The organism is Calidifontibacillus erzurumensis, assembly GCF_013303125.1.
Classification (GTDB): Bacteria; Bacillota; Bacilli; order Bacillales; family Bacillaceae_J; genus Calidifontibacillus; species Calidifontibacillus erzurumensis.
In genome coordinates, this window is the sequence record NZ_JABTTE010000010.1 from 48896 (window position 1) to 72880 (window position 23985).

The window sequence follows — 23985 nt, forward strand, 5'->3', positions numbered from 1 at the left end:
GTTTTCCTATTTAAATGAAGAATTTGTTGCCTCACATTCTTGACCTTAAGAGAATCCTTTCTGTTGTAATTTCAATCCAAAATATGTAAATTGTTATGAAAGTAGTTAAAAAAATAAATCCTATTATATCAATAAATATTTTTATACATTTATTTCCATTTAAATATTCTACTGAATATACCTTAAATCCTTTTTCAAAATGATATTAATAAAATAGGAAAATTTATTTGGAGACAATTATTTCAAAGTCATAAAGAAGCATTTGATATCCGGGAAGATAATTCAATATTGATCAAAATAGAGGAAATGGGTAATAAAAATTATAAAGAGCGACAAATATGATTAACTTTCTACCACCTGATTGTATTATAGAAGACAGCCCTGTGCTTGTAGTAAATAAAAAGCTATTTTTTGACTTTATTGAATTTGATGGACATGAAAGGGAAACGTTTATAAAAAGGTTTATGAAAGCTTTCAAAAAGTAATGAAAAATAATTTTCTTGTTTTAAAATGATTTCTATTGAGGAGGCTAAGACTTATCAACTAATAACAGTGTTGAATTGGGATCTATTGCTTATGTATTAGGGGACGGGTGTTTTATTGGATTGTATATGAACAGCTAAACCGTCCCTTTAATCCTTATTAACAGTTGATACTCGACTGTTCATTTTTTCAGGAAGCTGCAAGATGGATTGGTTGAGTGTATCCAACTTCGCTTCTATTCGATGAAGAAGATAAAACGTAACGACAACCGGGAATCCGTAGTCTTGAATAAATGGCAATAGTTGTTCCATAGAATTTCCTCCTTTCAGGTAGGTTACTTGTAAGGTTATTTAGTTTGCTTACTTTGAATAAACGTGAACGTTACCATGTACTATTTTTATTGCATTGACCATATGGATTGTTCTTCTTTTACCATTATTTCATTGATTTACAGAGTTTGTTTTATTGTTTCGTTTTTTCTTTAATACATTCTGATCGTCTTCATATTCTTTTAGAGTTGAATAGGGAGCATGGAAGCCCCCTCATTCAATTAAGCTTCAAGTTCAACATCAGTGACATTACGCTCCACGATTCGTGCTCCTTTTTTCGCGACGAGATCACCGCCAGATGTTGCAAAAATATTAGCAGCAATAATGGCATCCATTGCAGTTGACACAGCCGCTGGATCTACCGGTTCAATTGGATCATCGATAGAAATCGTGGACGTTTTTCCTTCGAAATTAATGAACTGCATCTCAAGCTTCTTGCTCATTTTAATTCCTCCTTTCTAGCAAACTAGAATGTCTTCCGATTTTTCAAAAGATTTAGCCTGCAACGATGTCATAGTTGTTTGTCCGTTGCACACGCATCAGCTCATGTTGTTGAAGGTTCGCAATAGCTAAGGCAACGTTTTGAATGTTTTCAGGTGTTGCCGTTGTTTTCAAGTTGTTAAAAGTTTTCGTTTTGTAGATCGGATTGCCATCCAAATCCATCCCTTGAAGAAATTCCAAACGAAGTTGGCTATCGACTAGAAATTCAGAAGCCATGCTCTTCACCTCCCTTCACCCTATAAATAGGCTGTTTTGCGAAAAAGAGGGCAAAGATTTGAAAAAATTTTTTGGAAGAGGGAGAGCTCTTCTGAACATTTTAAGTGTCCATAGGAGGTGAACTTGAAAAAAGGAGCTCCAGAAAAAATAATATGATTAAGGCTCGAAGTGAAAGAGGGGAGTGTTCAGTGGTTCATCATGCGGCCGCACTAAACAGTCCCTATAACCTAGAATTAAAATATCCAACGAATTCAGCTTTCTAAAACTTCCTTGAAGATTGCCAAAAAGTATTTACCACGTTTGGCAGCTTGATGATCTCTTTCCAGTGCATTTTGCCTGCGGTTTTCGAATGTCATCGACGATTCTTTATTCCATGTTTGTTGTTCAGGATATGATGAATTTCCATCTGGATTACAACTTGGTTCTTCATAGAAAGACAAGCTTGTCCTCAAGTTTGATAAAGATTGATCTTGAAAATGTGTATCTGGGGTTTCAACTGGAAAGCCCATTTCATATAACTCTTCAAAATAAAGTTCTTTGAATTTCTTTGTGACGATGCCGTAAAAATATGCAATTGGCTTTTGGACCTCTTTTGTTTTAATTTTTCGGATGAGCTGCTTAAAAGCGTCGATGGCAGCGTTCAACACTTGTTCATGTTTCGTTTCCACATTGTTTTTGTAGGCAGCGATTAAAACCATTCTCCAATATTCTTCAATGATTTTGGCATTGTTAAAGAAAATTTTTACCCATTTTGCGAAAGACGCAGGAACATGATCGCTTGTATATGTATAGTCTAACTGTTCAGTTTGATGGCTCATTTTTTGGTTCAATTTGGGATTTTTGCGCTTTATTTCCCCGTTTGGATCTAATAACTTCCAGTAGGAAGGCCGATCATCTACTACATTTTCTTGCATTTGTGAACTATGAGTTTGATAACTTTGGTTTACATTTTCTTTCGATTTGCAGTCGGTAGTCATTGCTTGCTGAGTGTCTTTGATTTCACCGTTACTTTTTACATTTTCTTTGTTAATCGAACGTTTCTTACGTTTATTAAAAATATTTTTAATAGTTTTTAATAAATATTTAGTTTTATTTGGCTGGTTCATTTTTTCTTCATCCGGTAGTTCATTGTTTGGAAAACGATTGAATACATACAAGTTGCTAGATTGGGATCCGTCTTTTCTTGAAGTCTCATAGACCGTTAAAATGCCGAGTTTTTTTGCTTTACCAATCATTCGTTTAAATGTTGAGCGAGAGATGCCGTTGCCACGATATTCTTCATGAATAGCCTTCAAAACTGTTCCGATCTTCGCATTTGCCACCCCAGGAACTTTAGCAGCAAAACGAGCGAGCCACATGAAGCCGATGAGTTCTCCTTTTGTAAATTCCCTTTTATATTTGTCGCACCATTTTTCCGTATGAGAGTTAAATTCTTCTAAATTGGAGAATTGAGAGTACATTTGGAATTGTTCGATTTCGCTAGATTTGATTTTCATAAATTTGCACCACCCTTTCACCATAGAAATAGTGAGTTTAAGCAAAAAAGGGGCATGGGTGCGAAAATTTTTTTGTTTTTTTAAATTTGGACTAGGGTCAACCTAAAAAATTGGAAACTTTACATACTGCATTTCATGATGGTTTTTTGATAGGCAAGTTACATGGAATAATGGAAGGAATACTTTTTTGAAAAGACTTCAAAAATGTCGTTGATGCATTGCTTGATGAAAGTTGATGGTGCTTTTTCTTTTTTGACATGGGGAGATGAAAATTTTTTGCGAATTGGCATAGGTATGTATGAGAAAGTGCTAGGTAAATTTAAATGTGCTGGAGAATGGACTATTGTACAGAATATTACGAAAAATAGTCCAGAAGACAATGTTTGAGACAAATTGAATACGTTGTACCTGTATTGTGACTTTATTCTTAATATTATTGACAAAAATAGAAACTTTTTCCACGCGAAAAGGAATTTTAAGGAATTTGTCGAAATAATTAAAGCTGGAATATGGAAAAAGGAGGAAGATATTGTGAGCAAGAAAAAGATACATATTCTAATTCTTGCAGTCATCATGTGGCTTTCAATGGGTCATATTGGTGAAGCTGCAACAATAAAAATTTTCATCGATGGGAAGCAACAATATTTTGATCAACAGCCTATGATAGAAAATGACCGGGTACTCGTTCCTTTACGCGGAATTTTCGAATCGCTCAATGCAACTGTTAATTATGACGATGCAACTAAAGAAATTTATGCGACAAAAGCAGGAAATTCAGTTTGGTTAAAAACAGGCTCTAAACAAGCAAAAGTAAATGGTCAACCGGTCAATTTGGACAGTCCAGCGAAAATTAAAAATGGACGTACGTTCGTTCCATTACGATTTATTGGTGAATCTTTAGGTTGCAAGGTAGAATGGGACGGAATGAATAGGGAAGTCCGAATTAAATCAAATAATGAGCCAATCAAAAAAGAAGAGCCGGATCATAGAATCATTGAAATCGGTGATCCTGTAGAGTTAGAAATCCCTGATGCAAGCATTGTCATTGAAAGTGATGAGGGAAAAGTCGAAAAAGGTCCTGACGGAACGATCATAGTTAAGTAATTTCTGAATTTTGCTAGGGATGGTCTTGACCCCAACATACAAGCTCCCCTGAAGATAGACAGTATTGTTTCATCTTTAAGGGGAGTTTTTTATAGTAAGAGATATAATCTAATTTAAGCTTAAACTTTATAACAGGAAAAGTTGTAACCGTCAAGTAGAATTCAACAGTTTTTGATAAATAAATATCAACAGTTTTCATCAATTAAGATTCAACACTTTGATTTTCCCCCACCTATTTCTCCCGAATAGGTAGGGGATTGTTTTTAACTTTAAATTCAACTCATCACATTTTAGTTATCTTTCTTTTTATTACTGAATAACGCTTTTCTGTACTTCATCCTGATGCTATCTTGCTCTTCACTAAAGGTCAAAATTTCACTACGGTGAAGAAGCCGGTCTAATATCGCTGTCGTTAGCGTAGGATCACCAAGAAACTTTCCCCATTCCCCTGGTCCTTTATTGGATGTTAGAATAAAGGCTGCCTTGTCGTACATTTCATAAATGAACTGAAAGAACAGGTGGGCATCCTGCGGTTCATATGCCATATACATGACATCATCAATGATAATGAGATCAGACTTAGTAATGCGATGATATCTTGTTTTCGATTTACTGATATATTCCCTTGATTTTAAGACATAGATTAAGCGATCCATGGAGATAAATGACACCTGGTATCCATGTTCAATTGCGTGAATACCTAGGGCCGTCGATAAATGGGTTTTCCCTACACCCGTTGGTCCCATCATGATTAGGGTAAAACATTCATCAATCCATCCCAGTTGTTTTAATATATTTAATTGTTTTTCTCCAATCGCAGTCTGCTCTTCCAAACGAAAGTTCTCGAATGTTAGAACTTCCGGGAATTCCGCCCACTTCATTAGTTTCTCGCTGTGCTTTTTCTCCCGACAACTTAATTCATATCTGAGGATTTCATGGATAAATTCATAATAGGTCCATCCCTTTGCTTCAGCCTCCCTCAGAAGATTAGGTAGCTCTTTGGCCGTCTCAGCCAGCCGCAAGGTGCGGCATTTCTCCTGAAGTTTTTCGTATGGTTGCCTCATTGGTTCCCACCTCCCTGAAGGATACTGAAATAGATATCCTCTTTCCGTTCTGGAGCGATGAGATCCTTATATTTCTCATTCAAGACACCTGTGGTGTTTCTTTTCTTTTGTCCTTGAATTTCTAAAGATTGTGCGATATCTCGTAGGTCATTCGCACTTGTCAGCCGTAGACGTCTCATTTCATGTATGGCCTCTTCAACGAAAAAAGGATACTTCAAAATGACAGATTGTACTACTTTCAGTTGATCAATTAAATGCCGTGGATACTGTTCTGACAATAATTCAATCAGCCATTTTACTAATTCTTTATCCTCTAACATACTCTCAATCTGCTTCATTAATAGATCTCGTTTTGTCTGACTGCGTTTTCGATGAGAAGGGTCCGAAATAACTTCTCCTTTCCCTTTTGAAATTTTATGTTTTGCTAAAACTTGTCCATTTTTCTGCAGGCGTATGTATATATGCTCTTCATCACTTTCAACATACGCAATATTAGGGGCAATCTATTAAGTTATCAAATGTGCGATTCTTCGCAAAATTATTTTTTACATACTTCACCACCTGTTCGATTTTCCCTTTGGACTCTGGATCTGATTTCCTACAGAGATGCACCTTGAATTTTCTTGCTTGCTGATACTTCGTAAATTCTGTTGTCATGGTAAGATCCCCTGCATTCTCACTAACTGCCAATAACCGTTCCTGGTCATAGACGATTTCAATAGTCATTCCTCCAAAAAAACGGAAAGCATTTTCATGCATTTGTATCAGGTCTTTTGCTCGAAATGGACGATCCAGCCACTCTATATATTTGTATCTGGAGTGGGCTAACACAAATCCAATGAAGTAAAGCCGCATGTGTGTGCCCTTCGTTGTGGGAACCCTTATCTGTCCAAAATCTACTTGAAGCTGCTGTCCCATCGGAAGTTCAGGCACTGTAGAATACTCCCTTTCAGATAGCACTTTTGGAATATGGTAGGTCTCTCGTAGCTCATTCACATAATTTCTGACAGTTCCTTCTGTGACAGAACTGAAATTCTCTTTTTCTTGAAGCCAATCAAAGACTTGGGCTCCTGACAGATCAGGGTGTTCCTTGAGCCATTCTAGGATCTTTTCCCGAAAGGGATCAAGTTTCTTACTTCTGCTTTGCAGGGATATCGCAAATAAGTGAAATTCATCTGGGGTCATTTTCCCGTAGTCTATCACCCTATTTCTTGAAATTTTTAATTTTCTAGCAATCGCACTGTTAGAAAACCCCTCTCTGCGAAGCCTATGAATCTCATTGTAGATTGTCAACTTTTCCACTTCCTGTTCCTCACTTTCCATAGACTACTTCAAGTATATAGAAAGTGCGTTCTTAAAGGTAAACTGTTGATTCTTATTTGTTGAAATTTGTTTAACCTTATTTGTGGAAAACTGTTAAATCTATTTTATCGTTTACAAAAGTATTACTATATAATTAAGGTTTATTAAAAATATCAGACACCTAAAAGGAAGTTAATATTTAATAGATGTAAACTTTTTGTTTGTAAAATAAAGTTTTTATGTATCCTTTGATTACTTTGTTTGGCATCGATATGAATAGTTCAAAAGAACACAAAAAACATTCATGGCCTATCGACCACACCCCAGAATGAAAATTATTCTCTGGTTTTTCGAAGATAAGGATAAAAGATTAAAACAATCAGAGTTGGAAATTGATGATGTCCAAGTTAATTAGAGTGCACAGCTAAAGAGGTTAGCTTCGGAAAGACTAGATTAACCAAAAATTGTTTTCAAAAATAAATAATGTTATGGAAGTTTCACCTAAGGAGTTAGTTTTCTTTTTTGATGTACAACTTAATTTAGATTAGAGGATATTCAAAATGGTATCTTTAACCTAACAATTAATGAAAATACAATCTTTGCGGAACATTCTGGATGGGAATACCTTTTTTAATATTTATTATGAATTGATAAAGAAAAAGCTATTTATTTGCCGAGATATATATCAAAGTTTTATAGTGAGATAATACGTTTCCAAATATATTTTTTGTGCTGCATTTTTTAGTTATTGGTGTGTTAAGCGTTCAATTTCTCTTTCTACTTTAAAAATGCGTTTATTTAATGCTTGTATGTCATATTCATGATCATCTATTTTAGAAACCTTTTCTTTAAGTGTTTTAAGAATTATTTCATCAGAAGCTAAACTTTCCATATGGGCTTTGTCTAAAGATTTTTCAAGCCGTTTAATGTCAGACTTAGTTGCCATATTCTCTTTAATATCTTTAATTTCATTTTGTATTGATTCAATATTATTTTGCATTTTTGTTATTTGTTCTAAAATTTGTTGAAGAATTTTTTCACTCATGCTTTTTTATCCTTTCTTTTTTGGTGTGTATTCTTTATTTGCTTTTCTTTGTTGTTGTCCTCAAAATATAATTCATTGCTATCATTATAAATTCCTTTACCTCTTCTGACAATGGCTCTGTGCTTAAGGTTGGTTATTGTTAAAAAAATGACTGCTATTCTGGTAATTCACTTCCTTTTATTTTAATATATAATCAGATTCTTTATAATAGAATTGGTATAAAAGAACTATAAACTAACATATTAGAGTTAAGGAGATAGAGAGATGGCTTCAATTGGTTTTGAGGAAAAGTTATGGCAGGCAGCAGACAAGTTACGTAACAATATGGACGCTGCAGAATATAAACATGTTGTTTTAGGACTTATCTTTTTAAAATATGTTTCGGATACGTTTCAAGAAAAATGGAATGAGTTAATGGAAATTGATCCTGATTTTGCAGAAGATCGAGATGCTTATACAGCAGACGGTGTATTCTGGGTTCCAGAAGATGCTCGTTGGGGTTATATTGCTGAACGGGCGAAGCTTCCTGAAATTGGTCAAATTATTGACCAAGCATTAAATGTTGGAAGAGGCCATCTTAAGTGATGAAGTATTAGTGTTAACGGAAGCAACTACATCAGAAAGTTTTGACCTTTTACATGAAGAAAACATAGCCAAGCTTCAAGCGATGCCTCAAAAAAATATCGCAGTCAATATTTTAATGCGGGTTATGAAAGAAAAGTTAACCAATGTAATGAAAACAAATTTAGTAGTGAGTAGAAGTTTTTCGGAACGATTTGAAACGATCGTTGAACGCTACCATAATCGAAACGATCATATGGATGTTTTGGAAGTATTTGAGGAATTAATCAAATTCAAAAATGACTTGGAAGAAGCAATTGAACAAGGAAAACACCTCGGATTAACGTATGAAGAAAAAGCATTTTTTGATGTACTCGGTGCTGATCCAGATATTAGAAAACTCATGGAAGATAAAAAGTTAGTTGCCATTGCAAAAGATCTAGTCGAAACCGTGAGAATGCACCGTACCCATGATTGGGACAAAAAAGAACAAGCCCAAGCAAGAATGCGATTATATATTAAAAAGGTTCTGAAGAAACATGGATATCCTCCAATCAAAGTGCCAAAAGCTGTTGAAGATGTATTAGAGCAAGCAAAACTTCAAGCTGCTGGAATGTAAGGTTTGGGTAGTGCTACGTTAATGTACTACCTTTTCTTTATGATTTATTGTTAGATTATTTTCTAGATTAATAGAATCAATTAAATAAATATAATATTACTATTGGCAAGGTAAAGTATGAGGGGGGAGAAATAGTGAAATTTGTTAAATTACAGTTAAAAAATTTCAGGAACTTTGAGGATGTTTGTATTGAATTAGATAACAAAAATATAATATTTGGAATGAATGATGTTGGAAAAACCAATTTTATGTATGCATTAAGGTTTTTACTTGACAGAGAAATTAGGAAGCAAGGTTTTTCTCAAACAGATTTCCACAAAAATGATATCAGTAAAACAATAGAAATAATACTTACAGTAGATTTATCTGATTTCGATGAAAGTGAGGATACTAAGAAATTAGTCTCACAAATTAAGGGTGCTAGGACATCAGAAAGTGGAGATGTTTTCCATATTAAACTTGAAGGAAAATTTGATGATAAAGAGATGTATGGAAACCCAATATTAAAATGGGGAGATGATCTAACAAATCTTCATGAAGTTCCAATGAAGGGAGTTTCAAGTTCTTTAGATAATGTTTTTAAAGTTGTCTATATTAATCCTTTAATTAATTTAGAACAAATTTTTTCAAAGAATAAATCGATTATCTTTAATGAAAGTGAAAGTGAGGAAAATGATTCCGAATTAATAAGAGAAATAAAGGGATTAACTAATCAAGTAAATGAAAAAATTGGACAGCTTAGTGTAATCAATAATTTCGAAACAGCCATTACTAATGAATACAGAAATTTAAAAGATGAAAAAATTACAATTGAAATGAAATCGGAAATGGCTATAAAGGGTTTTTTCTCAGATATTATTCCTTACATAAAAAAAGAAAATGATGACAATTATTACCCTACCAGTGGTGATGGTAGAAGAAAGCTTTTATCATACTCAATAATAAATCATGTAAATAAGTTACAACATAATGATAAAATTTTAATCTATTTAATCGAAGAACCTGAAAATAGTTTACACCGTTCTCTTCAAATTGCATTTTCAAAACAACTATTTGAAAATGCAAGTATTTATAAATACTTTTTCATCACAACACATTCAGCAGAGATCCTATATTATATGGATGATACAAGACTTATAAGGATATACTCAAGAGATAAAGTTGAGTGTTCATCTTATCTTTATTATATTGATTCTTCTTTTAAGAGTATAAAGAAAAAGTTAAATAGAGAATTATCTAATGCATTATTTGCGGAAAAAGTCTTATTAGTTGAAGGGCCTTCAGAAAAGATTCTATTTGAAAAAATTTTATCAGAGATTTCCCCAAATTATGAATTAAATGGGGGATATATTCTGGAAGTTGGTGGTACATCATTTAAACATTATATTGAAACCCTAAACAACCTCGAAATAAAGACTATAGTAAAGACTGATAATGATTTAAGAGCGAGAAAAGGGAAGGTATCTATTTTTGAGGCTTTTGGATTGAATAGGTGCCTTAAAATCCTTGGTAAAGAAGAAGTTGAGGATATTGAAATTGTCCTACCTAATGGAATTAAAAAAAGGAAAAAAATTGAAATAATTAATGATAAAAAACGTGAATTATTTCGTAAATATAAGGATTTAATATTAGAATTAAAGAGGCACCATATATATTTATCAGAAGTGGACTTAGAAAATGATTTGTATGATGCGGTGGGTAGTCAAATGGAAGAGATTTTAGAAACTAAAGATCCGGTAACTTATTTACAAAATAAAAAATTATTTAATATGGTTGAACTTATTGAAGGTTTAACAAAAGAAGACTGTGAAGATATAATTAGTCATGAAAATTTTAGGTGCCTAAAGGAGCTGTATCAAGTTGTTAGATAAAGAGCTTCGTCAAAAAATCATTTCAGACGATGGAAACATTATTATTTCTGCTGGTGCAGGCTCTGGAAAGACGCATATCCTTGTTGAAAAAATCTTGTATGAGGTAAAAAATAGTAGAAGTCATTATAAAATAGCTGCAATCACTTTTACCAGAAAAGCTGCGAATGAAATTAAACAAAGAATAGGCGGGGACTTAAACGGACATTTTGTAGGGACAAATGATACTTTTGTAGATAATGAAATAATAAGGCCATTTATAAAAGATGCATTAGGTACTGATTTTCCTAGTGAATATGAAGTAGTTTATACAAGGAAATCTAAGTTTTATACTTTTGAGGAAGGGATTAATAATTTAAAAAACCATCACAAACTTGGAACATACTTCAATAACCAAAAAAATTTCAAATTTCAGTTAGCATTAAAAATATTAAAAAAATCCAAAGTTGCAAGGCAATATATTAAAGCGAAGTATCAACGATTATTCATTGATGAATATCAAGATTGTGATCAAGATATGCATAATTTATTTATTTTTATTCAAAGTGTATTAAAAGTAAAGTTATTTATAGTTGGAGATCCCAAACAGTCAATATATGAATGGCGAGGGGCTAAACCTGAGCTTTTTAAAAATTTATATGAGAGTGACAATGATTTTAGGAAATACAAATTGACAGTTAACTTCAGGTGTAGCCCTGAAATACAAAATTATTCTAATGTTTTTCTTGAAGAAACAAAAGGCTTATACAAAAATATTTGTGAAACACCAAATAATGTAATAGGAGTTTTGGGTAATTGTTTGCCAATTGATTTATTTGATCTCAAAAAAGAAATTGCTATTCTAGTTCGCAAAAATGATGAAGCTAAACAAATATGCGAAATTTTAAATAAGATGGGCAATAATTTTGTCTATATACCAAAAACACCGCTTGATAATCTAGGTACTCAAAATTCATACATATTTATAGAATTAGCAAAATACAATAAAGACAATTTATACTCAATATATGACTTTATTAATGAGATTCCTAGAGAGATTGATAATAAACAGATTCGAGAATTCAATAAAATACTTAAGCCCCTTAAAGAGGAAAAGATATCCGAGGAAAAAATAGAAGAAATTGTTATTAACTTATTTAGTATTTTGGATCTTTCTGTAGACATCAAAGAGTTGGAGGCTTTTTCTGAGGTAATTTTAAGTGAAGAGTTTGATAATGCTTATAATGGTAAAAAGTTTTTACACAGAGTTATGACTATTCATTCTTCCAAAGGATTAGAATTCGATCAGGTAATGATTTTTGCAAGTCATTTTGATTTAATTAGTGGCAAAGATTTAAATGAACATTATGTTGCTACAACAAGAGGCAAAGAAATGCTGATTGTCATGCTTGATAGCCCTACCTATATTCAAAACCTATATAATATTGTTAAATCTTTAAAGTTATCCTTGGAAAATATTATAAAAATTACCAAATGTGAGGAAATTTCTTGATTTTTTTTGTAATATGTATTATATAAAATAGGTATGGTATGCTGTTAAATTACGCAGCAATATTTATGCTTGTTGTAAATTAAAAATGGTTCTTATGGACTTTTTGGTGAAGAAAGGTGTCCGTAAGAACTATTTTTAATTGCTAAAAATAATTTAGAAACGGCAGAGTGAAATCGGCAAACTAGCCTTGATATAACTAGGAAGGCTTGAAATCCACTGTTCAAGTTGACTTTGAATTAACTTTTGATTTTTTTTATTGGTGTTCTCAAGGGCATCTTGAAGAAACTCGATTAATTGCAGTAATGCGACAGCCCAATCAAGCTCATTCACTTCATCGCACAATTCGTAAAATAGTCCCGCCGATGGTACGTTGGTCTGTGTTGCAGTGTTTTGCCAAGATAAAACGATATATCGCACAAACACAATAGTAGTATGACCAATTAAGCCATCATATGATCGGCTTTGGAATTCCTTTTGAAGTTTTAATGAGATTTCGTAGTCTTAAAGAACACCCCAATATCCCAGCGCATTCCATAAATACGAACAATTTCTTGTTCTGAAAGTGTGCAATCGGTACTCAGGATGGCAAGCCATTCACTTTTCTAATTTCTGTTTTGGACGAAGACAACTTTAATTGCTGTTCCATTCGCCATAGTGGTGCGAATGGAACGAAGAATTCCTTTCTTTGTTTGTATGGGATCAGCTAAACGATAAAGTTGTTTTTTAAAGAAGCGAACTGACCGTTCACGTGATACCGTTGTTTTGTTTCTTTGACCATGCCAATCACGTCTAAACCTTGATCTACAATAGCTTTGACCAACGGTGGCAATGTAAACTAAGCATAGTTTGATTGTTTTCCTGTAAGAATGAAATAGATTACTTTAGTAAGTGCATAGGTTTCATGCCTGATTTCATAATTTTCAAATCCAATATTCATTAAATCATTATAATCGTTTATAGCTGATTTCTGTACCTTGCCTTATTAAAACACTATCCGGCAGTTTAACTAAACCAAAGTCTGATATCTTTAACAAATTTGAACCATCCTCATAATAATTAATCAGAATATTGTGATAACTAATGTCTCTAAGCAATAGGCCTATTGCGTGAATATATTCGAAAGCATTCAATAATTGTACTACGAGTGCACGCCGTTCATCTAAAAGTAATGTATTATTATTAGATTTATTAAACTGGTATAAGGTTGCATCAGCATACTCCATTGTATCTTCATTTTTTTTTCATTATAGTGATAAGCACGAATAATAAATGGAGAATCAAGTTTTCTTAATATATGGGGTACTCATTTTTGAATCTTTCAATTTCATCGGGACGTAATTAAATACTTTTTTGCCCTTTTAATAGCAAATTTACAATTATAGTGCGGATCAGTATATTTATAAACAGTTGCATAAGAACCGTGTGTAATTAGTTTAAAATACCACAAATCATAAAGCAAGATAACAAAGAACCTATTACTCACATTGCTACTGCAGAAGAAGTTAAGCCGTTGTTATTCCAAAAGTTAATGGAAGAATTAGATGAGTTTAAAGCAACTCCTAATGAAGAAGAGTTTGCAGATATGTTAGAAGTCATAGACGGCATAGCATATGCTTTTAATTTAGATATGGAAAAGGTATTAGCAATTAAGACTGAAAAACTGAAGGAACGTGGCGGATTTTATGAACGGATAATCCTTGAAAAGGTTATTGAATAATTTTTTTTGGGGAATAATGTAAAAACTATTTAGCACATATGTCAGTGGTAAGTTGCCGTTGAATACATGTGCTAATTTTTTTAGCAATTTGGTAATGAAAAAGGTTATTACTTTTTTGAATGATTACCAAAATAAGTTTGGGTGAAAAAGACATTAAAAAGTCATTATTTTTCTGATTTAGATGTTAAAAAAATTAGCTCCACGCGTCACAAATGTTAAGATATATCAGACAAGAGGCCATTTAAAAAGGTTATCCATTCCTTTTTAATGCCAAGAGGATGATCCAAGAGCTCTTTCTATATTTGAAATAGCACCAATAAAGGGGTCGACCGAAAAGTCAAAAGTTGCAAACTGCTATGATAAAAATACTGGCCTGCAGCCAAGCGGTAAAAGATGGAATAGAGATAACCAGCGTTGAAAATACAACTTTTTGGACACCCCCAAAAAATGCAGATGTTACTAAAATACAAAATTTAGTCTTATATTTTATTTTTCCTTCAATAAGATATGCCAATAATTCTCTATTCGCTTGAATGTATCATTGGATCGTTCTGTAACAAAATCTTTTGTTAATTGGTAATCCGGGTCCATTGGTGAAATACCTTTCGTTACAAATTCGAGCAGCTGTTCTTTAGCATTTAATAGAACAGCAAATAAATCAGCTTCATTTTTAATTTCTTTAAACATTTCTTGATAATTTTTTATCACCGATTTAATTTCATCGTGTGTATAAACGGTCTTTCCGAGTTTATTCGACATCGATAAATGACGCGTTTGTTGGTATGTTAATGTAGCATTCAGTGGATTAAGTTTGGCACGTGCTGCATAGAAAATTTCCTCTACAGATTGATAATTCATCACTTTTTTCGAATTGTGACGAACATACTCTTGAATCAATTGATCAAATCCGTTTTTTACATCACCACTTAAAAACATATCACTAAAATGTTGAAGTGCAGCTGTCGAAGAAGCAAGTTCAAGATGTGCTTCATAAGAGTTAAGTTGTTGTTTCTTTATTCCAAAAAGGTTAATCCCTGCATATGTTGCTAAACTATCTATTCCATCTGTAATGTGTTGTAAGATAGATTCCACTTTATTCAATTCTTCATCGGTTAGCGAATCATAATATTTGGACTCATGTAAATATTGACTGAAAACGAGCCATTGATCCTGTGGTCGATAAGAAAAAATATCGGAAGGGTCTGCGTTTTGTACGTTAATATCTTTTGAAAAAAACTCTTCTACCGTCATTTCCATCAAACCTTGAACCTGTTTGATTTCATCTGAAAAGGTGATTTTGTAGGCCTCTCCATTTCTGATGACCTCTATTTGCTTTCCAGCTAATGGATTTTTAATTTCATGTATGGATGTCATTTTGGTACTATTTCTGGCGACCGTCGCTCCGATATATCCGAGATCAATCTTCATTGGGGTAACTCCTCCTGCTATAAATAATCATATATGTTTTTTGCAGGTGAAAAATACATAGTATTGCAGAATCGAATACAGAGAATTGCAACTTGACACGGAGCCTCTGCGGGCATGATTTCTAAGCCAGGAAGCCAGTATTATCAAGGACTGGCTTCACCATAAAAGGCTATCATGCCCGCTACTCCGTGTAAAGTTACTACAGAGCAACTGCACTGCAAAACTATGTATTTTTATTTTGCAATATACACATATAGAAGGTAATAGTTCCATACCTCTTGCATTGTTTCAACATACTGAAGAAAGTCGATTGATTTTGCTGTTGTTAAAATGATGATTAAGAAGTGATCACCATCGTTAAATTGATAGTTTCCTGATGTCTCTTTACTTTAAGTATCGACAAATGAACAGGAATATTAATAGATTTGGATTAGATTGGTAATTTGACATAGTATGTGAAAAGCAATCCACCATTTTCAGTTGGGGGCCAATTCCTATGCTTATTTTTAAATCAAAAGAATACAATCTTCACCAAATAAACGTAAGGGCTTTCTTATGCCTACATGATTTTCACCGTCAAAATGCTCTATATTTTATTCCATAATTTCATAAAACTGTTTCTCAAGTTGTGACATCTATTTTATTTTTTAGGGGAAAACATAAATGTGAACTATTCGTTAGAAATGCAAATTGAATATAATCTTGAGATTCCATTTTGTTTTCAAAAAATTAATCCATTAACCAAATAATTCCAATAAAAATAGTTGACATTGAAGTTGTGTCTTTTTATAATGAATTTCACAATATTATAAATAAGCTGACTAGAAACACTAGAAGCTCCTCTATCTTTACTTGGGTAGGGGAGCGTTTTGTTTAATTGATTAATAGCTAATGGACGATTTGAAGAAAAATCAAATTTAAATAAATAATTCCTATAAAAATACTTGACATTATAATTACGCTTCTTTATAATCAATTTCAAAATATTACCAATTAAGCCTACTAGAACGACTAGAGGCTCCTTGATCGAATGGATAAGGATCCTTTTAAATTATGATAGGTACGATTTATAGAAATTTTTAAATTAATTATTCTTATAAAAACAGTTGACATTAACATTGCATTTCTTTATAATCAGTTTCAAAAAATTACCAGTGAAGCCCACTAGAACAACTAGAGGCTCCCGTATCTAAATAATAGATAAGGGAGCCTTTTTTAATTGTCAGTGGAACCATTCATTAATAATTTTTTTAATTATTTAAAACTAAACATATTTGTTTAGTTAGAAATAGGAGGGATAGGATGAATAAAATTGAGTTTCAGCGGGTAACGAAAAAGTTTTTCGTTCGAGATGAAAAGAAAAAAGGATCGCAGCGTGAATTCACAGCTATTCAAGATGTTGATTTTTCTGTAAAAGAAGGTGAATTCATTACATTAGTTGGTCCGAGTGGTTGTGGGAAGTCAACGTTGCTTGATTTGTTAATGGGGTTAACAGAGCCTACGAAAGGCCGGATTTTAATCGATGGTCGGGAAATTACTGGACCAGGGCTAGATCGGGGCATTGTTTTTCAGCAATATGCTTTGTTTCCGTGGAAAACTGCGCGGGGCAATATAGAGTTTGGGTTAGAAGCAAAGGGCGTTCCAAAAAGTGAATGGAAAGAAAAAGCAGAATATTACTTAGATTTAGTAGGATTAAAGAATTTTGCTGATAGATACCCCCATGAACTATCTGGGGGAATGAAACAACGGGTTGCCATTGCTCGAAGTTTAGCATTTAATCCAGACGTCCTTGTCATGGATGAACCGTTTGCTGCACTGGATGCCCAAACGCGTGAAACTTTACAAGCCGAGTTATTGCGTATTTGGAAGAAAACTAGAAAAACCATTATCTTTGTTACCCATGGAATTGATGAAGCTGTGTATTTAGGACAGAGAGTTGTTGTACTGACGGCGAATCCTGGCACTGTAAAAAAAATTGTAGATATTCCACTTAAAAATCGACTGGAGGATGCTGATCTTAAATCAAATCCTGAATTTGTAAAAGTTAGACATGAGGTTTGGAGTTTGCTGCATGAGCAAGAATTTCAAGGGGCATATATTTAAGAATGGAGGTTTATAGATGATATCGGTAAATAAACAACAAGCACAACTTAGTGAACAAACTGTACTACAAAAATCTTTTACACAGTCGTTTTCAAGTTTCATAACAGCTTTTAAAAAGACGATTGTACTGATCCTGTTTGTAGCATTGTGGGAGTTCGTACCACAAGCAGGATTGGTCGAAAAAACTTTTCTGCCGCCGTTTTCAGAAGTTGTCCGTACTTGGTGGAACTTACTTGTTACTGGAGAGTTGTGGAGACATTTTGAAGCGAGTATTTTACGCTCATTATTTGGTTTTTTACTAGCTTTAGCAGTGGCTATTCCATTAGGGTTATTGATTGGGTGGTATCCGTTAGCACGAGATTTACTGACACCGATTTTAGAATTGTTCCGCAATACGGCGGCATTGGCGTTACTGCCGGTGTTTATATTAATTTTAGGAATTGGTGAAGTGTCCAAAATTGCAATTGTTTTATTTGCATGCACTTGGCCGGTATTATTAAACACCATTTCTGCTGTTAAAAACGTCGATCCTTTGTTAATTAATTCAGCACGTTCTATGAACTTTTCATCGTTTAAATTGTTTTATAAAGTGATTTTACCTGCGTCTGTTCCTACGATTTTTACAGGTATTCGGATGGCAGGAACTGGAGCCATCTTAGTATTAATTGCCGCTGAAATGGTTGGTGCAAAAGCAGGTCTTGGATATTTTATTACCTATACGCAATATAACTTTTTAATTGCGGAAATGTATGCAGGGATTTTAACGATTTCTCTATTAGGTTTAATCATCAATTACGGTCTTTCCAGTGCAGAGCGATACTTTTCTCGTTGGAAGCATTGAAAATAGTAACTTAATACCAACTAAACTTATAAGTTTAGTTATATATAAAACAATAAGTAGATATAGAAAGGTGACATAAGAATGAAGAAACTATCGATATTTTTACTAACATTAGCAGTGGTCGTAATCATTTTATCAGCATGCTCCAGTAATGACACAAAGAATACAGCAAGTGCAAACGCAAATGGGCAGGACAAAGTCTTGCAATATCAAAGCACACCGGGCCAAGTCATATATCCTGAATTAGCCGAAGCGTTAGGGTATTTGGGAGATATTAAGCTGGAAAAAGTCAGTGATATGGTAGGTGGACCAGAAAGCATCCAGCTGACAGCAACAGGTGAAATAGATTTTGGCTGGGCCTTTAACGGCGCCATTATTAAATCGTATGCACAAGGTGTAAAGATCAAATCGGTTGTAGGTGCTTACGGAAGTGATGAAAATACTTTTGTTGGATTTTATGTCTTAGAAGATAGTGACATCAAAACAGCGAGAGACTTAATCGGTAAAAAAATCGGTGTTAACATTTTAGGCGCCCATGCCGAGTTTGCGATCAAGCAGTTTTTGCGTGACAACGGATTAACAGAAGATGAAATCAAGCAAGTGGAATTAGTTGTTGTACCAAGTGCAAGTGCCGAACAAATTTTACGAGCAGGTCAAATTGATGCCGCACAGCTAAGTGGCATTGCGAAAGATAAAGCTTTAGCAAATGGGGGCATTCGTCCTGTTTTTAAAGACATTGATCTATTTGGTGAATTTACAGCTGGAGAGTTTTTCTTCACAGAAAAATACATTAAGGAAAATCCTGATACAGTAAAAACATTTGTTGAAGGTGTGGCGAAGGCGATTGAATGGGCAAGAACGACGCCTCGTGAAGAAGTCATTGCAAAACTTGAAGAAATTGTTTCTGCTCGTGAAGGAAATGAAACAACTGAAAACTTGAAATATTGGAAAAGCACTGGAATTGCTGAAGAAGGTGGAGCCATTGCGGAGAAAGAATTTCAAGTTTGGATTGATTGGTTAGTGAAAAATGGCGAATTAAAAGAAGGCCAAGTGAAAGCAGAAGATTTGTATACAAATGAATTTAATCCTTATAAAAAATAATTTTTTTCAATAAATACTACTAAATCAATAGGAGTGATAGGTATGTCAAAAAAACAATTAAAATTAGGAGCTTTCTTAATGCTTCCAGGTCATCATGTGGCAGCATGGCGCTATCCAACTGTTAAGGCTGATTACGTATTGAACTTTGAATTTGCAAAACAGCAAGCATTGCTTGCGGAGCGTGGCAAGTTCGATATGGTGTTTTTAGCAGATGGTGTTGCAGCCGGTTATCGAACAAGCGCTTTTGAACAACAATCAACAGCCTACTTTGAGCCATTTACATTGTTATCAGCTCTTGCAGCTGTTACTTCCAAAATTGGGTTAGTTGGCACAGTATCAACAACATATAATGAGCCGTTTAACGTAGCTCGCAAATTCGCTTCGCTGGATCATATCAGTGGCGGGCGTGCGGCATGGAATGTTGTCACAAGCCATGGATTAGAAGCAGCCAATAACTTTGGTTTTAAAGAAGAACCATTACATGCCGCTCGTTATGAACGAGCTAAAGAGTTTGTTGATGTTGCGAAAAAGTTATGGGATAGCTGGGAAGATGATGCAATTGTTTACGATAAAGAAAATGCCCAGTATTTAGATCAAACGAAAGTTCACCCAATTAATCATGACGGCAAATGGTTTTATGTAACTGGACCATTGAATATTGCCCGCCCCGTACAAGGTCATCCGGTCATTGTACAGGCAGGGTCTTCCGAAGCAGGAAAGGAATTAGCTGCACGTACTGCCGAGGTCATTTTTACAGCATGGCAAACATTAGATGAAGCTAAAAGGTTCTATCGTGATGTGAAAAGCCGTATGGCAAAATACGGACGTCATCCAGAAGAGTTAAAAATTATGCCTGGTGTATACCCGATTGTTGGAAAAACAATCGAAGAAGCAGAGGAAAAACGTCAAAAGTTATTAGATTTAATTCCTGAATCGTTAGGTGTTTCCCGCCTTTCTCAGCAATTAGGAGTTGACTTAAGCACTTATCCAGTGGATGGACCATTACCAGAATTACCGGATATATCTGAAATTAATGGTATTAAGAGCCGCTTCCAATTGGTGAAAGATTTAGCAGATCGCGAGCAGTTAACCATTCGTCAGTTGTATCAACGGATCGCAGGTGCACGGGGGCATCGTGAAATTATTGGGACACCAGAACAAATTGCTGATCAATTACAAGAATGGTTTGAACAAGGAGCGGCAGATGGCTTCAATATTATGCCGCCAACATTCCCAGACGGCTTAAAGGATTTTGTAGAATTAGTAATTCCTGAATTGCAAAGAAGAGGAATCTTTAGAACAGAATACGATGGCTCAACTTTGCGTGAGCATTTAGGTTTAAAAAGACCAGCCAATCAATTTTCTAAAAAAATAGTAGAACAAAAAATTTCATAATGAGGAGTGATTGGATATGACAAAAAGACAATTAGCATTAGGAGCATTTATCAATTTACCTGGTCATCACGTGGCAAGTTGGAGACATCCGGAAGCAGAGGTACGCAAAATTACAGACTTATCCTATTTAACAGAAATTGCGAAAATTGCAGAACGAGGCAAATTCGATAATTTATTCTTTGCGGATGTCTTTGGGCAACCGATTTTAGAGAATTCGCATTCAGGTTTAAAGCTAGATCCAGTAATAATTATTTCCGCATTAGCAGCGGTAACAAAACATATCGGTTTAACGGCTACATTAACAACGTCCTATAACGACCCATTCCATGTAGCACGTAAATTTGCTGCGATTGATCATCTATCAAACGGCCGTGCAGCGTGGAATGTGGTTACATCAGCCAATGAAAGGGAGGCGCTCCTTTTTGGACGGGATGAGCACTATGCACATGCTGAGCGTTATGAGCGCGCCGATGAGTTTGTGGACGTTGTGAAAAAATTATGGTTCTCCATTGATCGAGAGGCGCTTGTTATCGATAAAGAAAGCGGTCGTTATTACGACTTAAATAAAGTGAATGTAGTTCAACATGAAGGAAAGTTCTTTAAAGTAAAAGGCACTTTAGATGCACCGTCGACACCACAAGGACATCCAGTTATTGTGCAGGCAGGTTCTTCAGAAGCAGGAAAAGAATTGGCTGCGAAAACAGCTGAAGTTGTCTTCACAGCATGGCAAACATTAGAGGATGCACAAAAGTTTTATAGAGATTTAAAAGGTCGCATGTCCAAATACGGACGCGATCCAGAAGATTTAAAGATTATGCCTGGTGCTTTCATTGTCGTTGCGAAAACGGAAGAAGAAGCGAAAGCAAAACATGAACAGCTAAACAACTATATTACGCCTGATGTAGGCTTGGCGTATTTATCAAACTTTACTGGTACTGATTTATCAAATTATGATTTTGACGGTCCAATTCCGGATTTCCAAGGTCAACAACATGATCGTACGAATCCGAATATTCGAGCAAATATCATAAAAGGAATTGTTGAAAGAAAAGGGTTAAAAACGTTGCGAGAATTATATAACAACATTGCAGGGGCACGCGGCCATCGGGAAATTGTTGGAACACCAACACAAGTGGCGGATCAACTGCAAGAGTGGTTTGAAAATGAAGCAGCCGACGGCTTTAATATCATGGCACCAACATTCCCTCAAGGGCTCATTGATATTGTGGAACTTGTCATTCCGGAATTGCAGCGTCGTGGAATTTTTAAAACAGAGTATAAAGGTACAACATTACGCGAAAATCTAGGGTTGAAACGTCCGGTCAATCCGTTTATTCAGCAAAAAGTTGCCCAATAAAGGTGATTTTTTCTAATAAAACCTATTAAATGTATAGGTTTTATTAGAAAAGGAGTGTATGACTTTGGAACAAAAGCTTTGGACGAAGGAATTTATCACAATTTCCTTCGTCAATTTCCTATTAACGATGATGTATTTTTTATTAATGGTGACAATGTCTGACTATGCCGTCACAACATATGGTGCAACCGTCAGCACGGCTGGTTTAGTCGTTAGTATTTTTGTTCTCGGTTGTTTAGTAGGTAGACTAGTAATAGGAAAATTAATGGATCGATTTGGCCTAGTCCAAGTGCTTCTAATTGGCCTTGTCGGAGTCGTGTTTATATCGATGGGATACTTTCTAACGCATAGTGTCGCAACGTTGTTACTGATTCGTATTTTGCACGGCTTTACAGTCGGACTTGTTAGTACAACGACTAGTACGATTTGTGTCCAAATTATACCTGCTACAAGAAAAGGGGAAGGTATTAGCTACTATAGTTTAAGCCATGTTCTCAGTTCAGCGATTGGTCCATTTATTGGTATGTTATTAACCCATTTCAATCATGGATTTGAATGGATGTTTGCCTTAAATGTTGTGATGGTCTTCGTTTGTATTGTCATTATTAAGCTAGTAGGGTTACAGATACCTCATGTAGAGAAAGCGGCATCAAATGAACAGTCGAATATTTGGAATCTATCAAGCTATATCGATAAACAGGCGATTCCAATTTCATTGTTCATGTTTGCATTTGGTTTTTGTTTTTCCAGCGTGACATCCTACTTAATGTTATATGGAAAAGAAACGGGACTCATTGATGCAGCTAGCTATTTCTTTTTTATTCATTCCATATGTGTCATTTGTTCAAGACCGTTTACAGGAAAAGTGATGGACGCCCGTGGAGTAAATGTCGTCGTGTATCCATGCATGTTATTGTTTGCCACCGGCATGTTTGTTTATAGCCAATCGACAGCCAATTGGATGGTTCTGATAGCGGCTGCTTGTATGGGATTAGGCTTTGGTAATTTTAATTCCGCCGCTCAATTAATTGCCGTCAAAAATGCAGATCCTAATCGTTTAGGTCTGGCGACAGCAACATACTTTATGTTCCTTGATTTAGGTTTCGGCTTAGGACCGTATATTTTAGGACATATTATTGAAGGGATCGGCTTCCGTTCGTTATATATGATAGCATCCTGTATCGGTTTCATTTGTATACCTATTTATTACATGATTTATGGAAATAAAGAAAAACAAGCTTTCATTGGAGGTTGAAAAAATGTCAAAAATAGTGATTATTAATGGAGCAAATGCAAGTACATCCCGTGTAACTGGGGTTCAGGAATACATTAAAGAAAATTTCAAAGATGTAACAACCATTGATGTGTTTAAACTACCGGCTCATGATTTAATTACAGCAAATTATAATAGTGATGCGATTAAAGAGGCCAATGCTTTAGTTGAACAGGCAGATGTAGTCGTTGTATTAACACCGGTCTATAAAGCAGCCTATTCTGGGATCTTAAAAACATATTTAGATCTATTACCACAAAAAGGATTTGAAAATAAACATATTATCCCTATTGCTGTTGGAGGTACACCAAGACATTTATTAGTCATTGATTTTGCATTGAAACCAGTATTTACTGCAATAGGGGCAACAAGTATTTCGCAAGGTATATTTATTATCGATAAACAAATTGAAAGAACAGAGCAAGGTGTTGTGATAGAAGATGAAATTTTAGAAAGAATTCATCAGCAATTAAACGTAAGCAAGGTTGCAGTTTAATTTATATTTACTGCTAACTAGATCGCTAGAGGATACTATTCCAAAATTCCCCCTGTTTAAATAGATAGTGAAAAAAATGACTAAACGGCTATAGCCCTATATTTCACAGGACTATGGCCGTTTAGTATTTTTTGATATCTATCATTATTATAAAAAAGATGTACACATCCATCATATTTGATATTTTTCTTATT

Annotated in this window: 23 protein-coding genes and 3 pseudogenes; 14 read left to right on the forward strand and 12 right to left on the reverse strand. The window is 34.5% G+C overall.

Going from position 1 to position 23985, the window contains the following annotated elements; all coding sequences use genetic code 11:
• Positions 1–632 precede the first annotated feature (632 nt).
• The 4 genes from HR057_RS08935 to HR057_RS08950 all read right to left on the reverse strand — a co-directional run bounded on the left by HR057_RS08935 (position 633) and on the right by HR057_RS08950 (position 3025).
• Positions 633–794 carry a YvrJ family protein gene (locus HR057_RS08935; RefSeq protein ID WP_173731084.1) on the reverse strand — a complete coding sequence of 54 codons (162 nt, stop codon included), beginning with the start codon at positions 792–794 and terminating at the stop codon, positions 633–635.
• Positions 795–1033: 239 nt separating this feature from the next.
• Positions 1034–1255 carry a DUF2922 domain-containing protein gene (locus HR057_RS08940; protein WP_173731085.1) on the reverse strand — a complete coding sequence of 74 codons (222 nt, stop codon included), beginning with the start codon at positions 1253–1255 and terminating at the stop codon, positions 1034–1036.
• A gap of 52 nt (positions 1256–1307) precedes the next feature.
• Positions 1308–1529, reverse strand: a complete 222-nt coding sequence (locus HR057_RS08945; protein WP_173731086.1) for a DUF1659 domain-containing protein — start codon at positions 1527–1529, stop codon at positions 1308–1310.
• Between the two features lie 251 nt (positions 1530–1780).
• Entirely contained in the window at positions 1781–3025 is a 1245-nt protein-coding gene (locus HR057_RS08950; protein ID WP_173731087.1) for a GNAT family N-acetyltransferase, read from the reverse strand.
• Positions 3026–3250: 225 nt separating this feature from the next.
• Here HR057_RS08950 and HR057_RS08955 point away from each other — a divergent pair, with 225 nt between their 5' ends.
• Both HR057_RS08955 and HR057_RS08960 read left to right on the forward strand, forming a co-directional pair.
• Positions 3251–3412, forward strand: coding sequence for a hypothetical protein (locus HR057_RS08955; protein ID WP_173731088.1), 162 nt, complete (start codon positions 3251–3253; stop codon positions 3410–3412).
• 144 nt (positions 3413–3556) lie between these two features.
• Positions 3557–4129, forward strand: a complete 573-nt coding sequence (locus HR057_RS08960; RefSeq protein ID WP_173731089.1) for a copper amine oxidase N-terminal domain-containing protein — start codon at positions 3557–3559, stop codon at positions 4127–4129.
• Between the two features lie 290 nt (positions 4130–4419).
• Here HR057_RS08960 and istB read toward each other — a convergent pair whose 3' ends face one another.
• The 4 genes from istB to HR057_RS08975 form a co-directional block, all read right to left on the reverse strand.
• Positions 4420–5193, reverse strand: coding sequence for an IS21-like element helper ATPase IstB (gene istB / locus HR057_RS08965; protein WP_173731090.1), 774 nt, complete (start codon positions 5191–5193; stop codon positions 4420–4422).
• Positions 5190–5531, reverse strand: coding sequence for a hypothetical protein (locus HR057_RS17020; protein ID WP_230474404.1), 342 nt, complete (start codon positions 5529–5531; stop codon positions 5190–5192). Before HR057_RS17020 ends, istB begins: the two co-directional genes overlap by 4 nt.
• Before the next feature lie 154 nt (positions 5532–5685).
• Positions 5686–6495 carry an IS21 family transposase gene (istA, locus tag HR057_RS17025; RefSeq protein WP_329955859.1) on the reverse strand — a complete coding sequence of 270 codons (810 nt, stop codon included), beginning with the start codon at positions 6493–6495 and terminating at the stop codon, positions 5686–5688.
• A 745-nt stretch (positions 6496–7240) separates the two neighbouring features.
• Positions 7241–7540, reverse strand: coding sequence for a hypothetical protein (locus HR057_RS08975; protein ID WP_173731091.1), 300 nt, complete (start codon positions 7538–7540; stop codon positions 7241–7243).
• A 264-nt stretch (positions 7541–7804) separates the two neighbouring features.
• Between HR057_RS08975 and HR057_RS08980 the strand changes: the two are divergent.
• The 4 genes and pseudogenes from HR057_RS08980 to HR057_RS08995 form a co-directional block, all read left to right on the forward strand.
• A pseudogene (locus HR057_RS08980) lies at positions 7805–8098 on the forward strand (type I restriction-modification system subunit M N-terminal domain-containing protein); the annotation flags it as partial.
• A 4-nt stretch (positions 8099–8102) separates the two neighbouring features.
• Positions 8103–8720, forward strand: a complete 618-nt coding sequence (locus HR057_RS08985; RefSeq protein WP_230474405.1) for a type I restriction enzyme endonuclease domain-containing protein — start codon at positions 8103–8105, stop codon at positions 8718–8720.
• A 134-nt stretch (positions 8721–8854) separates the two neighbouring features.
• Positions 8855–10591 carry an ATP-dependent nuclease gene (locus HR057_RS08990; protein WP_173731093.1) on the forward strand — a complete coding sequence of 579 codons (1737 nt, stop codon included), beginning with the start codon at positions 8855–8857 and terminating at the stop codon, positions 10589–10591.
• Positions 10581–12080 carry an ATP-dependent helicase gene (locus tag HR057_RS08995; protein ID WP_173731094.1) on the forward strand — a complete coding sequence of 500 codons (1500 nt, stop codon included), beginning with the start codon at positions 10581–10583 and terminating at the stop codon, positions 12078–12080. Before HR057_RS08990 ends, HR057_RS08995 begins: the two co-directional genes overlap by 11 nt.
• Positions 12081–12233: 153 nt before the next feature.
• Here the strand turns inward: HR057_RS08995 and HR057_RS17450 are convergent.
• A pseudogene (locus HR057_RS17450) lies at positions 12234–12915 on the reverse strand (IS4 family transposase); the annotation flags it as partial.
• Between the two features lie 223 nt (positions 12916–13138).
• A pseudogene (locus HR057_RS17365) lies at positions 13139–13303 on the reverse strand (protein kinase family protein); the annotation flags it as partial.
• 287 nt (positions 13304–13590) lie between these two features.
• Here HR057_RS17365 and HR057_RS09005 point away from each other — a divergent pair.
• Positions 13591–13797 carry a nucleoside triphosphate pyrophosphohydrolase family protein gene (locus HR057_RS09005; protein WP_196237904.1) on the forward strand — a complete coding sequence of 69 codons (207 nt, stop codon included), beginning with the start codon at positions 13591–13593 and terminating at the stop codon, positions 13795–13797.
• Positions 13798–14283: 486 nt separating this feature from the next.
• On the opposite strand, the gene HR057_RS09010 is transcribed toward HR057_RS09005, so the two are convergent.
• On the reverse strand, positions 14284–15225 hold the full coding sequence (locus tag HR057_RS09010; protein ID WP_173731096.1) for a hypothetical protein: 942 nt from the start codon (positions 15223–15225) through the stop codon (positions 14284–14286).
• 1302 nt (positions 15226–16527) lie between these two features.
• Here HR057_RS09010 and HR057_RS09015 point away from each other — a divergent pair.
• The 7 genes from HR057_RS09015 (at position 16528) to ssuE (ending at position 23791) form a co-directional block, all read left to right on the forward strand.
• Positions 16528–17328, forward strand: a complete 801-nt coding sequence (locus HR057_RS09015) for an ABC transporter ATP-binding protein (RefSeq protein WP_173731097.1) — start codon at positions 16528–16530, stop codon at positions 17326–17328.
• A 16-nt stretch (positions 17329–17344) separates the two neighbouring features.
• The gene (locus HR057_RS09020; RefSeq protein WP_173731098.1) at positions 17345–18169 is read left to right on the forward strand and encodes an ABC transporter permease; all 825 of its coding nucleotides are present in this window, start codon (positions 17345–17347) and stop codon (positions 18167–18169) included.
• 81 nt (positions 18170–18250) lie between these two features.
• On the forward strand, positions 18251–19270 hold the full coding sequence (locus HR057_RS09025; RefSeq protein ID WP_173731099.1) for an ABC transporter substrate-binding protein: 1020 nt from the start codon (positions 18251–18253) through the stop codon (positions 19268–19270).
• A 42-nt stretch (positions 19271–19312) separates the two neighbouring features.
• Positions 19313–20665, forward strand: coding sequence for an LLM class flavin-dependent oxidoreductase (locus HR057_RS09030; protein WP_173731100.1), 1353 nt, complete (start codon positions 19313–19315; stop codon positions 20663–20665).
• Positions 20666–20681: 16 nt separating this feature from the next.
• Positions 20682–22022 carry an LLM class flavin-dependent oxidoreductase gene (locus HR057_RS09035; protein ID WP_173731101.1) on the forward strand — a complete coding sequence of 447 codons (1341 nt, stop codon included), beginning with the start codon at positions 20682–20684 and terminating at the stop codon, positions 22020–22022.
• Between the two features lie 64 nt (positions 22023–22086).
• A complete protein-coding gene (locus tag HR057_RS09040; protein ID WP_173731102.1) occupies positions 22087–23277 on the forward strand; it encodes an MFS transporter in 1191 nt (396 codons plus the stop codon).
• A gap of 4 nt (positions 23278–23281) precedes the next feature.
• A complete protein-coding gene (gene ssuE / locus HR057_RS09045; RefSeq protein WP_173731103.1) occupies positions 23282–23791 on the forward strand; it encodes an NADPH-dependent FMN reductase in 510 nt (169 codons plus the stop codon).
• Positions 23792–23871: 80 nt separating this feature from the next.
• Here ssuE and HR057_RS17370 read toward each other — a convergent pair whose 3' ends face one another.
• Positions 23872–23973 (reverse strand): IS3 family transposase, encoded by a 102-nt coding sequence (locus HR057_RS17370; RefSeq protein WP_407926122.1) that lies wholly within the window; start codon positions 23971–23973, stop codon positions 23872–23874.
• Between the last annotated feature and the right edge of the window lie 12 nt (positions 23974–23985).